General features: G+C 46.4%; 8 protein-coding genes. 7 read left to right on the forward strand and 1 reads right to left on the reverse strand.

What is annotated here, in order from left to right; translation table 11 throughout:
• Positions 1 to 481: 481 nt before the first annotated feature.
• Positions 482 to 2,119: an MBL fold metallo-hydrolase gene (locus tag QUB10_RS13405; RefSeq protein WP_333202863.1), complete on the reverse strand. Its 1,638-nt coding sequence runs from the start codon at positions 2,117 to 2,119 to the stop codon at positions 482 to 484.
• Positions 2,120 to 3,604: 1,485 nt separating this feature from the next.
• Between QUB10_RS13405 and QUB10_RS13410 the strand changes: the two genes are divergently transcribed.
• From QUB10_RS13410 to QUB10_RS13440, 7 genes are all read left to right on the forward strand, one after another.
• A complete protein-coding gene (locus QUB10_RS13410) occupies positions 3,605 to 5,041 on the forward strand; it encodes a transposase (RefSeq protein WP_333202864.1) in 1,437 nt (478 codons plus the stop codon).
• A gap of 1,007 nt (positions 5,042 to 6,048) precedes the next feature.
• On the forward strand, positions 6,049 to 7,239 hold the full coding sequence (locus QUB10_RS13415) for a glycosyltransferase (RefSeq protein ID WP_333202772.1): 1,191 nt from the start codon (positions 6,049 to 6,051) through the stop codon (positions 7,237 to 7,239).
• A gap of 74 nt (positions 7,240 to 7,313) precedes the next feature.
• Positions 7,314 to 8,624 carry a glycosyltransferase family 2 protein gene (locus QUB10_RS13420; RefSeq protein WP_333202774.1) on the forward strand — a complete coding sequence of 437 codons (1,311 nt, stop codon included), beginning with the start codon at positions 7,314 to 7,316 and terminating at the stop codon, positions 8,622 to 8,624.
• Between the two features lie 255 nt (positions 8,625 to 8,879).
• Positions 8,880 to 10,130, forward strand: a complete 1,251-nt coding sequence (locus tag QUB10_RS13425; protein WP_333202776.1) for a glycosyltransferase — start codon at positions 8,880 to 8,882, stop codon at positions 10,128 to 10,130.
• Positions 10,127 to 10,918, forward strand: a complete 792-nt coding sequence (locus QUB10_RS13430) for an ABC transporter permease (RefSeq protein ID WP_333202778.1) — start codon at positions 10,127 to 10,129, stop codon at positions 10,916 to 10,918. Before QUB10_RS13425 ends, QUB10_RS13430 begins: the two co-directional genes overlap by 4 nt.
• On the forward strand, positions 10,919 to 12,991 hold the full coding sequence (locus tag QUB10_RS13435) for a Wzt carbohydrate-binding domain-containing protein (RefSeq protein WP_333202780.1): 2,073 nt from the start codon (positions 10,919 to 10,921) through the stop codon (positions 12,989 to 12,991). It begins immediately after the preceding gene.
• Positions 12,992 to 13,165: 174 nt separating this feature from the next.
• On the forward strand, positions 13,166 to 15,583 hold the full coding sequence (locus tag QUB10_RS13440) for a sulfotransferase (protein WP_333202782.1): 2,418 nt from the start codon (positions 13,166 to 13,168) through the stop codon (positions 15,581 to 15,583).
• Positions 15,584 to 15,685: the final 102 nt, after the last annotated feature.

Raw genomic sequence — 15,685 nt, forward strand, 5'->3', positions numbered from 1 at the left:
CGTCCAAAAAGGACGGGCGGGACGCCCATCCCACAATAACAATTAAAATTGTAAGTTATTTAATTCGCGATCCTAAGTACACAGTAGTGTGAACAAACCTGACGGTCAACTGAGTACAGTTAGACTGCAGGCTTCTTTTTCCTTTTTTTCAAAGGCTTTTTATAGTGAGGTAGTTCCACCCCCACTTGCCAATATAGTATCAGAGTATTTCCAGATTATCAAGGGATATACAGAAATAATTGTCGCTTTGGGTACCTACACCCGACGAGCCTTTCATCACGCGGGCGTAATTTATTCGGGGTACTTCGCGCAGCGCTCAGATTAATCCCCTTTAAATATACCGAGGGACTTCCCGGCTGGTAGTTAAAAATTCAATGCGCGACAGCTTACCCCTGCTGAAACCGGGTTTTTTGTCTGGGTGCGTCTAGGACTGTTTTTTTGTTTTCTTTGCCTGCCGGCTGGTTTCGAGATGCCCGACAGCTTATTCGCCGTCTGTTTCCCCATCTTCTAGGAAAAGTTCGGACTCCGGTATCGCTTTAAACACCGGACAGAAACCGTCGGGGGTAACTTTAAAGCCAAACAAAGCACTGGACTGGTTCCAACAGCGCTGGCTGCGATAGTGTTGGCAATTGCCGCAGCATTCGAGGTTGGCCTGAACGGCGCTGCCTTGAAAAAGGAGTTCCCGCTGGGAGATGCCCCGCAGTACCAGTTCTTCGCCTTGCCAGCGCGCTTCTACCAAACCGGTATCGGCAAAATTGGCCCACCGAGGATCGGCTGTAATCGGACTCGGCAAGCTAATTGCTACCTCTGTCCCCAATTCGCTGAGTTCTCCCTCATAGTTAGTTTCTGGGATAGCGGGCTGCAAAAACATTTCCCCGATCGGCAATTCGACAAGTGTTCCTGCCGCCGGAGTGTGCAACTGGTAGCGGTTTCGCAGCTCGTCCAAGTTAGCCAAGTCAGCCAAATATGCAGGGGAACCGTGGAGTAAAATTACGTGCTGGGGGCGCAAATTGTGGATGAGTTGGGTAGTCCCCGGCCCGTCGCAGTGTTCGGCTAGCAGATAAGTTTCGACACTTGTGACTCCAAATTGGGGCCTGTTGCCTAGCCAGTCGCTGACGGGATATCCGGGTTTTTGAGGGGCGAGCAAAATCCAAGGATTTGTGCCATCGGCAACATACAAACCCAAATCAGCTAACTTGTCTGTAATAACAATACAGGGCGTGGCTCCCAATCCGGGGCGTTGTTCGGCAGAGAGCCTGCGGACGCGGGGTTTCACCCTTTCGTCCCAAAACAAAGGTTGGTGCAGAGCAAAATTTTGGACGGCGGTGGGAAATTGGGGTAACAGTTCCAGATAAGCGTCGCACCCGTCGGCGACAGTGCCGTCTACCCAAATATCCAAGTCCCGGCCAGTAAAGTAGTGGTGACTGCGGAGCAGCATCAGCATTTCTTGGCCCAAACCAAGGGCCGGCGCGGGCAGCAGTACCGAGTAACCGTCGGCGATGGCGCGGTGGATGCGATCGGCTAACTGATTTTCTAGTTGTCGGCGGTGAGGGTGGCGCGCCGTGCCGTAACTGCCTTCCAAAATTAACACATCCGGCTTCATGCCCCTGAGTTCTCCCAGGGGCAAACCTTCCACCAAACGAGAATTGGACAGGAAAAAGTCGCCGGTGTAAACCACGGTGTAGGTGCGGTGCGGGGCGGCATAAGTCAGCAGCACAGTCGCCGCTCCGGGCAAATGACCCGACGGGAACAACTGCACGCTCAGTCCTGGGCGCACTTCGAGCGGCGACTGCCAGGGCAGTCCCTGACAGAACCGGGACTCTGGCTGTTGAGCCAGTTCTGGCCAGTTGAGCGGTAGCAGTCGCGCTGTCACTTCGCTGGCGTAAATTGGCAAGTGGGGGAAAGATTGATGGAGCGCTAGCAAGCCTCTGGCATGATCGGAGTGGGCGTGGGTACACACCACAAAATCGGCTGGCAGCGATCGATTTAGTGTCGCTGATAGCGGTGCAATATCCTCTATACCGCAGTCGAGTAAAATGCGGTGCGGCCCCATTCGGACTAGCAGACAGACCCCTTCCTGTGCGTGGCCTGCGCCGTAAGGTAAACAATCGAGATCCATCACTGCGGTTAGCTCCCTGCTTTGCACGCAACTTGCAGTATCGCCACATTTAAACATTGGTTGCGACTGCATTCATTCGATCGAGTTCAGTCTCGGACGCAGAAACCGGGTTTGATGAACGAAAACACTTTGTTGCCGCCCTCGCTCCCGGTAAAAAAACCCGGTTTATCTAAAGTTGTGGTGCGTAAGCCCTGGAGTTAAATGTTTGCTCCAAGGCTCCGGCTCTCGTGCAAGGAAAGTAATTGCACTTAAGATTTGATGCAGCGCCAAGAAAGCGATTTTCCGAAGGCATTGGCCGGACGGGCATTCGGCCTTCGACAAAGTTCATGCTACTGGTTCTGGCATCAAAAGTTACATTTTATTGCACCATGTAAGAGTAGTGAACTCGATCTCATATTCTGAGTTTTAAACCTTTTTTCACAATTTGCGCCTGCTAAAAGCTAGTCTTTTTTATGAGAAGATTTTAATTCAGATGGCCAAAGATCTTGATAAAACTTTACAATTCTTCATTTTTAGGGGTGAGGGCGGTGTATAGTCCAATCAGAAAAACGGAGAACCAGCATCGTGCTAGCTAACTCCTTTTGTCAGGGCAGAGAGAGACTTTATGAGTGTGATCGCTTTCTTTGTAAAAGTTTGATACATTCTTCTAAGCAAACCTTGTGGCTATCGAGGAGAGAGTTTAAATGGCTTTTTGACCCCGCCCAAAAACGGATATAAGTTTCCGACAGGAATCGCCCGCAGCCCAAAGTTTTAGACTCTTGTTCAAGCTCCAGATTCATCTGTAGAGTAAATCTCAAATCGTTCGACTGAGGGCGACTCGACGGCTCACCCAACGTCTCGCCGAAGTCTCAAAACTCAAATCTAAAATCGGCTGACTGCCCCATAATAGGTTTGTTTACTCCGCTCCTTGACTAGGGGACAAAACGATGTGTTTTTTTGTTTTACCCCAAACATAGCCAGATCAATCCCCCGACAATGGAGGATATTTATTCTGTACAAATCCCACTAACTTGCCACAAATAATCTCAGGTCTATGAGTCTCCAACCAGTCGGTAATCTTCGGTTTTTTATCATTTGGGTATTTTTTGGGGTGGGGGTTTTTGAGTTGTTTGTCAGCTAAGCCGTGGTGGCTTAAACAGAGTGTAATAGCTGGGTTTTAACTAACAGCCGGGAAGTCCCGGGCGTATATTTAGAGGGGATGTATCGGAGTGCTTGCACGGAGTACCCCGAATAAATTACCGAGCGTGATGTCCAGAAGCGTCGGTCGTCGCGGACGAAGACCGACAATTATACACCGGGAACACATGACTGCTAATATACCTCATAATTGTTGAAAAAATTCTTAACTCTCGCAGGAAATCTGTTTCCAGATTAACAACTTGCAACAGACTTATATTGTTTACGAATTTTGATTATTTCTTGTTATCAGTATTGCAATTGTGAGAGACGCCAACTATACTATGAAAAGGTCGAAAAAGGAAGTTTCTGAGGCAGCTAACTTACAAATACCGCCTTAAACCCACAAAAGCTCAACTAACAACCATTACAACACACCTAGAGCTTTGCCGTAGGCAATACAACTACCGACTAAGTGAAAGATTTAGATGGTGGGAGTCAACGAGAACGCCTATTAACGCTTGCCCTCTGACTGCATCCATAGTTCCTATTGAGGAAATCTATCAAAATATCCCTTTGATCAGGGTACAAACTAGAGATGGCAGAAAAAAAGATGAATTGGGTAATCCTTTAACGAAAAAGGGTGATATTTTCTCAAACGTTGAAGGCGGTTATGTGCAATGGCAAACCATACAGTTAGCTGACTTAAAAAATACCAAGAAGCTATTGCCTGATTATAAAAGCCTAGATTCTCAGGTTTTGCAGGATGTGGTTAACCGAGTGGAAACTTCCTTTTCAAATTTTACAACACCAGATAAAAACGGTAATCGTAGAGGTAAACCAAGATTCAAAGATTTCCCTTACTACAAATCTTTTACTTACCCTCAATTAGATAATCTCGATATTATCAAGGATGAGCAAAATAGGATTTGTATTGACCTCAAAAAAATAGGTCAAGTCCCGATGGTTTTTCATCGTCCAATACCGACAGGTTTCAAGGTTAAGACCGGAACGGTTATCAAAGAAGCAGATGGGTGGTATATTTCCCTAACGCTAGAACATAAAACGGTTCCCGTAACGGTTGCAGAAATTCAACCGACCGAAGAAAACAGTCTCGGTATTGACTTGGGAATCACCAATTATGTCTATCTTTCCACGGGCGATAGAATCGAAAACCCTAGGTTCTTAAGGAAATATGCTGAGAAATTAGCAAGAGTTCAAGCGAAGCTAGTTAATAGGGTTAAGGGTTCTAAACCTTGGCAGAGCATCAAGAGTAAGATTTCTAGGCTTCATCAATTTGTAGCCAGGGCGAGACGTGATTTTCAGTTCAAAACAGCACAGGAACTATTTGGTGAATGTGATGTTTTAATAATTGAAGATTTGAGCATTAGGAATCTGACTAGACGCGCCCAGCCTAAGACTGATATTGAGAATGGCAATTGGGTTTATTTGCCAAACGGTCAATCAGCTAAAAGTGGTTTGAATAAATCAATGCTTGATGCGGCTCACGGTCAATTTGCTACTGTCCTCAAATATGTTGCTGGGAAATTGGGCAAAAGCGTTTTATTTGTTGACCCCAAGGGGACTTCTCAACACTGCTGGAATTGCCTCAATAAAGTACCTAAAGAACTGTCGGAGCGATGGCATTCCTGTCAATGCGGAGAATCTTTAGATCGAGATGAAAATTCAGCCCAACTTATCAAAAAGATTGGACTAAATTACGAAAGTGGCGGGGGAACTTCGTCACTCAAAAAAGCCTTTGCGAAAAAGGAAAAAGAAGCCTGCGGTCTAACTGTACCCAGTTGACCGTCAGGTTTGTTCACGTCAAACATCACATCGTAGTTCTCGAAGAGTATCGTTGGAGTTGTGCTAGATTCCAGTTTTTTGACTGCCGTCAGCAAATGACTGCTGCGCTTTGCACAGATTCTAGATAACTGGCTGAGCGTCGTCGTTCTGCCAATTTTAACCTAGAGATACCAGTAGTTTCTAGAGCTTAGTTTATTAACGAATGAAGGATGAACTGACTTGTTTAGCCTGCTGAATCTCGGTATTTATAGCCTTTATTAAACATTATAAGTGAATAATATTGCTTCAATTAACGTGCTATGAATGGGACTATATCAACTCATTTATTTCGATTAAATAAGTAGGTAAAAATATAGCTAATGTGGGTCGAGGGTAGAACTAAAAAAGTGTGTTGTATAGGATGTATCCTTAGCTCAAACGAGCAACACAAGACGTAAAAGGTATTTGTTTAGGCACAATTTTACATATTATTTATTTTAGTTTTTAAAAAATAGTGTTTAATGGGCTGCATCTATATTCTAACAAAGGGCTTGGGATTGTTATAGAATAATTACTAATTGCGAAAGTTTTAAGGGCGAGAGTGTTTAATTGTTTGGTATGTTTTAGAGAATAGTACCCGATCGCAATTAAAGCTGAAATGAGGGGCGATCGCACAAACCGGGTTTTATCAAAAAATCGGGTTTTTAGATTTGGTATTAATGGGGAGACTGGGGATGGCGCAGACGGCCAATAACGCCTGCAATTGACACGGGCATCGAGGTGCGAAGGTTTTCGCTAAAAAATATTATGTAGGAAAAAAACTTGACATCAGCGGGTCATCGAAAGTAAAAATAAATAATAGCCATAACAAAATGAGGCTTTATGTTTGATTCGCGATCGCGAATCTCGGCAAGTATGGCATTGAGAAGTTGCTATCCCCTAAAACAATTTCTGCTAAAATACATCCGGTAATATACGGAGTATCTAGGATTTTTTCGCAATCTAAAATCTAAAATCTAAAATCTAAAATGGCAACAGCTATTCTTGAGCTGGAAATCTCCAAACTCCCGCCAGAAATTACGGTTGAGGAGCCTTACAGCAAAGCCTTGATTTTAATTCGACTGCACGGAAAACCGATCGGTCAAGCTCTTTTGCCCGTAGTCGGAGGCCGCCTTGGCGGTGACGAATTACGGGAAACACTGATGAAGGCTGCTGGTGACAACTTGTGGAAAAACTGGCTCTACGACACTCTAGAATGGGATGAGCGGGGGCCAGTGGAGGCATTGCCGATCGCCACAGTAGCAGTTTGCACGCGCGATCGCCCGGAAGATTTGCGGCGCACTCTTGACGCGCTGATGCAGCTCCCAGACGAGGGTCAGGAATACTTAGTAATTGACAATTGTCCCAGCACGGACGCTACCAAGGAATTGGTAAAAAATTACCCACAAGTCCGCTATGTGCGCGAAGACGTACCAGGCTCCAGCGCTGCCCGTAACCGAGCTTTACGCGAAGCTAAACACGAATTCGTAGCGTTTACAGATGACGATGCTGCCCCCGATCCGAACTGGCTGCGATCGCTCTTGTGGAATTTTAGCAATCCGCGAGTGATGTGCGTCACGGGGCTGGTGATGCCCTTGGAACTGGAAACCGAAGCCCAAGAATGGTTTGAGTGGTACAGCCCCCACGGGCGGGGATTTGATCGCCGAGTTTTTGATGGGGCCCAGTGCAATCCTCTGATTGTGCATCTTGTGGGAGTTTCGGCGAGTATGGCTTTGCGGAAAAGTTCGATCGACTACATTGGCCTGTTTGACGAAGCTTTGGGGGCGGGAACACCCACGGTGGGTGGCGAAGACTGTGAACTCTTTGCCCGCATTTTGCGCGCTGGTTACTGCATTGTCTACGAGCCGAGAGCATTGAGCTGGCACCGCCATCGCCGCACTTGGGAAGAATTGCAAAAAACGCTCCGAGGCTACGGAATCGGAGTCTATGCTTTCTGGACGCGGATGTTTGTAATCAACAGAGAATTCAGTGTGCCTCTATTAGCTTGGGGATGGCTGCGGTATAAGCAAATTCCTGAATTAATTGCTTCTTGGCGAAAGCAACCGGATGCGGTTCCGAGGGATTTGCTGTGGGCTCAATTCCGGGGCTGCATTAGCGGGCCGAGGGCTTATTTTGCTTCTCGGAAGTTGTTACAAAAAATTAAGGGGAGCAATGAATAGGGATTTTTAGATTATTTTTAACGGCAGATGAAGGGAGATGAAATGCAGATGAAGTTAATTGTTGTAATGTAAATATGGAAAATCTAACAGTTAGCATAATTATTCCTAGCCACAATCGAAGTTCTTCGCTGCGGCGGGCTTTGGATGCTTTGCACTCGCAGACTTATCCGATCGACCTGATGGAAGTTATTGTAGTGGCAGATAGCTGCATTGACGATACTTTGGCAATGCTACAAGACTACAAAGCTCCGTTTAAACTGCAGGCGATCGAGGTAAATTGCCGAAGTGCTTCCATCGCCCGCAATACGGGAGCGGCTTCGGCTACCGGGAAATTGCTGCTGTTTCTCGACGACGATATCGAAGCGCTGCCACCTTTGGTGGAAAGCCATGCGCGGGTTCACTCTTTGCGTCCGGGAGCGGCTGTCATGGGCCCCTATCCGCCTAAGTTGCACGGAGGAACTACGTTTTTTGACGTGGAAGTGCGCTCGTGGTGGGAAGAGAAGTTTTATCAGATGAGCCAACCTGGTCACCGATTTACTTATCAAGATTTGCTCAGCGGTAACCTTTCTTTGGATGCAGAACTGTTTGCTCGTCTCAATGGGTTTGATTCGGCTTTTGGGAACTGCGGCGGAGAAGATTACGAGTTTGGGATGCGTTTGCTGAAAGCTGGTGTACCTTTTGCTGTAGCGGGGGAGGCTGTGGGCTATCATTACGAACACGAAACTAATAATCTCGATCGCTCTTTTGGCCGATGTCGTCAGGAAGGGCGATCTGATGTTTTAATCGGCCGCCGACACCCCGAACTCAGACCGACGCTGCAAATAAAAGACTACGAAACTCCTGCTTTTTTGGTAGACAAGATTGTGGTAGCGATCGCGTTTTTCTGGCCGGCGGTTATGGATTGGCTGGCTGTGGGAGTCAGGAAATCTCTGGATTTGCTGGAAAGCTTGGGGATGCGGGGAACTTGGCGGTGGTTGCGGGCAAAATTGCGCGGTTATTGGTATTTGCGGGGTGTGATTGATGAGCTAAAAAGTCGCTCTGCTATTTCTAGTTTTATGCAAGGAGGCCCGGCCCGTGCTGATTTGGGCGGATATGAAATTAACATTGATTTGCAGCAAGGTTGGGAAGTGGCAGAAAGTCTGCTGGATGCGGAACGACCTGCTGGGGTTTACCTGTATTACGACCAACTAGCAGTCGGCCATATTTTTCCGCAAGCAGGCGCGGAACCGCTGCGAGGCGCTCACTTGCGATCGATTCTGGCGCTTCACTTTGCTCAACCGCTGGCTGGGGCGATCGCGGTTAACGGTATGCCCCGCACTGCTGAAACGCTTGAAGAAAAACCTTTAGTTGCTTTTGAAAGTTACGAGTTAGCAATTAATAACTAAGTAGGTAGGTGCAAATAAACATTACATGATTCGGGCAGATGAGTGCCTTCACCTTATGGCTTATATCTCGTTATCCTTAGCTAAACCAGCCCGTAGAAGATATTTTTTTCGTGCAGATATACTGAATTCGGGGAAGTTAAACCAAAAACTCAAACCTCAAAAGTTGGAAATTGGGAAATTGCAACCCCCAACTTAAAAGCCAAAACTCAAAATTTTTCGATCGAGTTACCGTTGCAAAATTTTACGGAGCAAGTTATGGCAATAAAAGTGATGGAAATTGAGTTTACCGAACAGATTAATCCGATTCGGCAACTCGAACAATACGAAGCAGTTCGCATTTTAGTTCGCTACCGGGGACGGCCTCTGGGCTGGGCTTCTGTTAGTAACAATCCCTGGGAGCAAACAATTTCCGCTGAGAGAGTGCGGCAAACAATTGTGGATCAGTTAGGAAAAGAGTTGGTGCGATCGACTTTAGGAGAGCAGTTCGGCGCTGTTTCTGAAGCAGTGGCGGATCGCCACCTGCCGTCCATTAGCGTTGTCATCTGCACGCGCGATCGCACAGATTTGCTCAAAGGCGCTCTGGAAGCTCTGCTCGCCCTCGACTATCCGCACCGCGAAATTATCGTTATAGACAACGCTCCTGCAAACAGCAGCACGGCTGAATTCGTCGCGGCTGCGCCGGTACGCTACGTCAAGGAAGAACGGCCCGGATTGGACTGGGCGCGCAATCGCGGGATCGCGGAAGCGCGGCATGAGATTATTGCTTTTACTGACGACGACGTGCGGCCCGATCGGGGTTGGCTGCGGGGTATTGCTGCGGCGTTTGCTGACCCGGAAATTATGGCAGTTAGCGGTTTAGTCGCGCCGGCGGAACTAGAAACAGAGGCTCAAATTCAATTTGAACTCCGCTACGGGGGAATGCTGCAATACCTCGACAGTTTTAAATTTGATGGTAGCAAGCTCTCGACGCGGGAGTTGCTGTGGGCGAGCAAATACGGCGTGGGGGCGAATATGGCTTTCCGGCGGCAAGTTTTCGAGGCTGTGGGCAATTTTGACGTTGCTCTCGATGTGGGTACTGCGACTTGCGGTGCTGGGGATATTGAGATGTTTCATCGGATTCTGGCGAAGGGATACTCGACTTTTTATGAGCCGAGAGCTTTTGTGTGGCATCGGCACAGACGCAGCGCCGAGGCTTTGAGCCGGCAGTTACAGGACAACGGGCGCAGCTTTGGGGCTTTTTTACTGACGTGCGATCGCAACCGCACTGTGCCGCGCTGGGAAATTTGGAAATTTGCTATGTTTCAGTGGCTTGGTTGGTGGCTGGTGCGCCGCTTGGGGGTTCCGGGTTTGCTGCCGCGCAAGTTGGTAGTCAGCGAGTTGCTGGGAGCTCTCGACAGTCCTTTTGCTTACAGAAAAGCGCAGTTGCAGGCGCAGAAGTTAGCTGAGATTGAGCCGGAAGAGCAGCTACAGTCGGAACCTGAGCAAGTCGCCGGAGGTGTGCGATGAGAAGTGTTCCAAGGGTGGGTTACAGGCGCAAAATCGCTCATTTCTTCGATTTGCTGCGGGTGTTGGTCGATCGCGATATAAAATTACTTTACAAGCGATCAACTTTGGGGATTGCTTGGACTTTAATCAATCCGCTGTTGCAGTTAGCTGTATTTTCATTTGTATTTCGTTCTGTTGTACCGATTAACGTTCCGAAATTTTCTTCCTTTGCTTTCAGCGGTTTGTTAATCTGGAGTTGGTCTCAAACCGCATTATTTCAAGCAACGGGATTAATTACCAACAATAAAGCGCTAATCAGACAGCCTAATTTTCCCACGGCAATTTTGCCGGTAGTCACGACTATGACGGGGCTAATTCACTTTCTGTTAGCTTTGCCGGTGTTAATTATCTTTCTGGCAATTGATGGAGTTCCGCCGAGTGCAGTGCTGTTTGTGTTGCCGCTGCTGATGGCTATTCAGTTTATTTTGACTGTCAGTTTGGCTTACCCACTCGCAGCTTTGAATGTCACTTTTCGCGATACTCAGCACACTTTGGGCGTAGTTTTGCAGATGCTGTTTTACCTGACTCCGATTTTCTACGACCTCAACAGCGTACCGAAACAATTTCAGCCTCTTTATCAGTTGAATCCTATGGTGCCACTGCTGGGAGCTTACCGCGCCATACTGCTCAAAGGTACGCAGCCGGATTGGCTGGCGCTGTTAATTCTTAGCTTGGTTGTGGCTGCTCTTTTGCCGATCGGACTGGGAATTTTTAGACGGCAAAGCAATACTTTTGTGGAGGAATTGTAAATGCGTCAAGCTATTGTTGTCAAGGGTTTGGGGAAACGTTTCAACCGCTATTCTGCCGATCGACCTTATACGATTATGCAGGCCGCTTTGGCGGGTTTTCGGCAGATGAAACCGCAGGCGACTTTTTGGGCCCTGCGGGATATCAATTTCACTGTTTCTCCCGGCGAAATGCTGGGAATTCTCGGCAAGAATGGCGCGGGAAAATCGACGCTGCTGCAACTTGTTGGCGGTATCGGCCATGCTCAAGAAGGAACTATTGAAGTTAATGGCAGAATTGGTGGTTTGTTGGATTTGGGTGCGGGTTTTCACTGGGATTTAACGGGCAGAGAAAATGTGTTTGTGGGTGCGGTGGTGGCCGGTTTGACTCGTCGGGAAGCGGCCCGCAGGTTTGATGATATTGTTGAATTTGCGGAATTGCAACAGTTTATTGATAGTCCGCTGCGGACTTACAGTACCGGGATGCAAATGCGGCTGGCTTTTTCGGTGGCGGTACACACCGATCCAGAAGTGCTGTTAGTTGATGAACATTTGTCGGTTGGTGATGTGGCTTTTCAAAATAAATGTTTGAACAGAATCACGGAGTTTAAGAATCAAGGATGCGCGATTGTTTTGATTTCTCACAACGCGGCGCAAATTCATAAACTGTGCGATCGGGCTTTGTGGCTGAAATCAGGTGAAATCGTGGCTTACGGGGAACCAGAAGTGGTAGTCGGTCAGTATTTGTCGGAAATGCGCCCAGCAACCGAAAAACGCACTCCCATGCGTCCTCCTGAAGTGACGAGTACGGGTTCGCAACTGCGAATTAATGACAATCGATTCGGTTCTTTAGAAGTAGAAATTACGGATGTTAAAGTGTTGCCGGATGAGGAGATAAACAGTGGTGATCCTATTACTGTGGAAATTAATTATTCTGCCCCGAAGCCAATTTCGGCTGCTATTTTTGGCGTGACAATCAGCCGGGAAGACGGTCAAAGTTGTTTTGAGACTAATACTAATCAAATGGGCAGATTGCTGCCACTGGCGGAAGGTAAAGGCACAATCCGCCTGCACGTAGACAGGTTGGATTTAGGCAATGGTCAGTATTACGTGAATGCTGGGGTTTACGAGAAGAGTTTGGCTTACGCCTATGATTATCATTGGCACCTTTATCCGCTGTACGTGCGATCGACTGTAAGCCAAAAAACGATTCTTTGTCCGCCCTACCGCTGGGAATTTGATGGCAAAATGCAGGTGGCGGATTTACCACAACCAGCCGAGAAAGTTCACGCCTTGAATAAGGATAATCCCGCCTATGCCCAGATTTCGACTCAGTTGGAAAATAAACAGGAACCAGATTTTTTAATTATTGGCGCTCAAAAGTGTGGCACGGAACCTCTCTCCGGCTATCTCGCAAATCACTTGCAAATTCTCAAAGAAGGTTCCCGCGAAATTCACTTTTTTGATTTGAATTTTGAGCGGGGCGTTGATTGGTACAGCAAGCAGTTGACTCGCAGTGTGGCGGGTGAAAAGGTGTTGCTGTGGGAGATGACTGCTTACTATATTTATCATCCATTGGTTGCCGAGCGGGTTTACAAGTGCTTCCCGGATGTTAAGCTAATTGTAATGCTGCGAAACCCGGTAAAACGAGCTTGGCTGCACTATCATTTAGAAGTGGCGATCGGCTGCGAAAAGCTGGATTTTGAAAAGGCGATCGCTTCCGAGCCCGATCGCCTAAAAGGTGAAATTGAAAAGCTCAAAGCTGATCCAAGTTATTACAGTTTCAACCACCAACATTATTCTTATTTGTCGCAAGGAATTTATGTTGAACAAATCAAGAATTGGCTCGATTATTTTCCGAGAGAACAGTTGCTAATTCTCAAAAGCGAAGATTTTGAGGCAAATACCGACAAAGTTGTTTCCGAAGTGTTAGATTTCTTGGATATTAGTGCGAGTGCTGTCAAAGAATATCAGGGTAATAATACTGAAGATTACAGTAATATGCCTGCGGAAATCGAACCAGAATTAACCAATTATTTTAAGCGTTACAATCAGGAGCTTTCCGATTTGTTGAAAGAAGATTTTACTTGGAGTTAGGATGTTTTTGAAACCGCAGATGAACGCGGATTAACGCGGATAAATACGGTAAAACATAATTCCTGTAGGGGCGGGTTCGCCAACCATATTTCAGTTTTACCAACAATCTAGATAAACCCGCCCCCACCCAACGAAAGAAATTAGATCGCCCGTTAATCAATAGAAAATCTAACAATGAAACGCATATTTCTCGTAGGAGCGCCTCGCAGCGGCACAACAATTCTTCAAAGCTTATTAGCCGCTCATCCCGAAGTTATTTCTTTTCCAGAATCTAAGTTTTTTCACTATTTGCTGTACGATCAGTTTGCAGGAAAGTTGCCAGGTAGAATGGAAGCTTTTTTTAAGGATGAGATTAAACGTCCTGAACTTTTGAAAGATTTTGATGACAGCCAAACTGTGGAAGCTAAAGCTAGTTGGTTTGTGAGAGTTTTGGATGGTTTGGCTGCTGAACAAAAAAACAGCGTTTGGTTGGAAAAAACGCCGGAACACATATATTTTATTGATGACATAGAGCGCTTTTTGCCGGATGCGAAATTTATACATATTTTGCGAAACGGTATGGATACAATAGCTTCTATGTATGATGCTACTAGGAGTTTCAACGAATTGTGGGGCGCGGGTTGGGATTTAAACCACTGTATCAATCGCTGGGAACACGCGATGTTAACTAGCAACAAATATATTAATAAATCCAATCATATATTAGTTAAATATGAGGAGCTTTTAGATAACAAAACACAAATTCTAGGAGAAATTTGTAACTTCATGGGCATTGAATATGACGGTACAATGCTTGTTAACTATCAAGAAAAAGCGGCGAAGCTCAGTTTAAATCTACCTTGGCACAAAGGAATTGAGAGAGATGTCAAAAGTAGTAACGTTCACAAGTATCATAAAATTTTCACTCGAAATGAAATCAGATATATTTTAGATAAAATTCAGCGAGTCCAAGGTGAAATTGCCTGGAAAGTTGCGGTGGAAGTGAGCGAACCAATTTCGGATATTTACGCTTGGCAAATATGCGATCGCCTGTGCTGTACGATCAAACTAGAAGGAATTCAACTCGGTATTATTGAATTGCCGATTTGCGATGGTATGGTGGCGGCTTCGGTGTTGGCGGATGCGGTTGCAGCCCAGTTTGCTTGGCCAATTCTCGATCACTTCTTTCAACGCAATCGCTGCGAAAAAGGCAATAAATTGTGGGAAACTTTGCTGGAACCATTGCACCATAAACATGACTGGAGGCTATTTCTGCAAGAATTATGGGGGCGTCCGCATTGGCATTTGCAGGATTTCTACAAACCAGAAATAGCAGAGGATGTCCCAACAATTACCCTCGAAAAAGATTTGATTGTCTTAGAAATTAGCGAGGAATTTGCTAATATAAAAGTTGACCTTTCTGAAATAGACGTGCTGGTGAAAGTAGGCGGCGTTGCTGTCGGTATTGTCACTGTTGCGGTGGAAAATAATTTTGTTTCGGCTCAAAAATTGCGATCGACAATTACTCGAAATATGGGTTTTGAGTTGTGCGTCGCCGCCGTGCGAGAAGCTTTGCTGGGAAAACCACTCAACGGCAAGCAATGGCTACGAGCGCGCTTAGCCTCTTGTGCTCAGCAAAGGTCTAATTTGCCCGACTGGTTGAATGCACCGGGTGCTGGGGGCATTTATCCCCCAAATGCGGTGATGTTCGGCAGGCGATCGGGTGCGATCGGGACGAGTGTCAGCCGTCGCGCCTCACTCCCGGCGGCCGCGCTGCCGGAAATCGAGTCAGCCGCGGCAATCGCTGGGGAACCGACAATGCAAATTCCCCAAGAAAACGAGTTTCCAAAGCAAGTATTTTACGCACCGGAAATCATTGGCTCAAAATCTTCTTATCGGGAAGTTTCTCACTCGGTGAAACCTCAAGTTTTGGACAATCATCGCGTTACAAAAAAACTCCCGATTCTCTCCTACCGCCGCATTTCTCCTGACGGTTTAGACGCAGTTACTCCCCAGATTTTTGAACAACAGTTACACAATCTCAAAAATCTGGGTTATTACAGTGCGAGTTGGGAAAATTGGCGAAACGCGAAACTGGCTAAAACTCCTTTACCCGGTAAAGCTATATTGATGACATTTGACGGCGGCTATCTCGACTTTTTCCAATATGCTTGGCCTCTGCTAAAACGCTTTGATTTTACAGCAACTGTTTTTCTTGTAGCGGAGTCAATAGGAAAGACAAATAGTTGGGAAAAAGCCGAATTTGAAGAAGTGCAGTTAATGGGATGGCCGGAAATTTTGCAACTGCGGGATGCAGGAATTGAATTCGGTTCTATGTCTGCTACTCATCAACCTTTGACTGCATTGTCGCCGACAGAAATTGTGCGGGAGGCAGCCAAATCCCGTGCTATCTTGGAACGGGGATTAGAGAAACCTGTTAAATGTTTTGCCTATCCTTACGGGGATGTCGATCCCATTGTAGCGCATTTAATTGGAGCGAGTGGATATACTTTTGGTGTATCCTATACATTAAATTTTAGCAGTTTTGACGATTCTTTATTGTCGCTGCCGCGCATTCAAGTCACCGCAGAAAATGCCTTAAGATTAGCTTAGTAAGGTACGTCAATCGATTTTAGATTTTAGATTTTAGATTTTAGATTAAAGGATTGAAGCATTGACTTGCGCGAGATAAATACGTTCGGCAAGTTTCATTGG

The sequence above is a fragment of the Microcoleus sp. B5-D4 genome (assembly GCF_036705145.1).
Lineage (GTDB): Bacteria > Cyanobacteriota > Cyanobacteriia > Cyanobacteriales > Microcoleaceae > Microcoleus.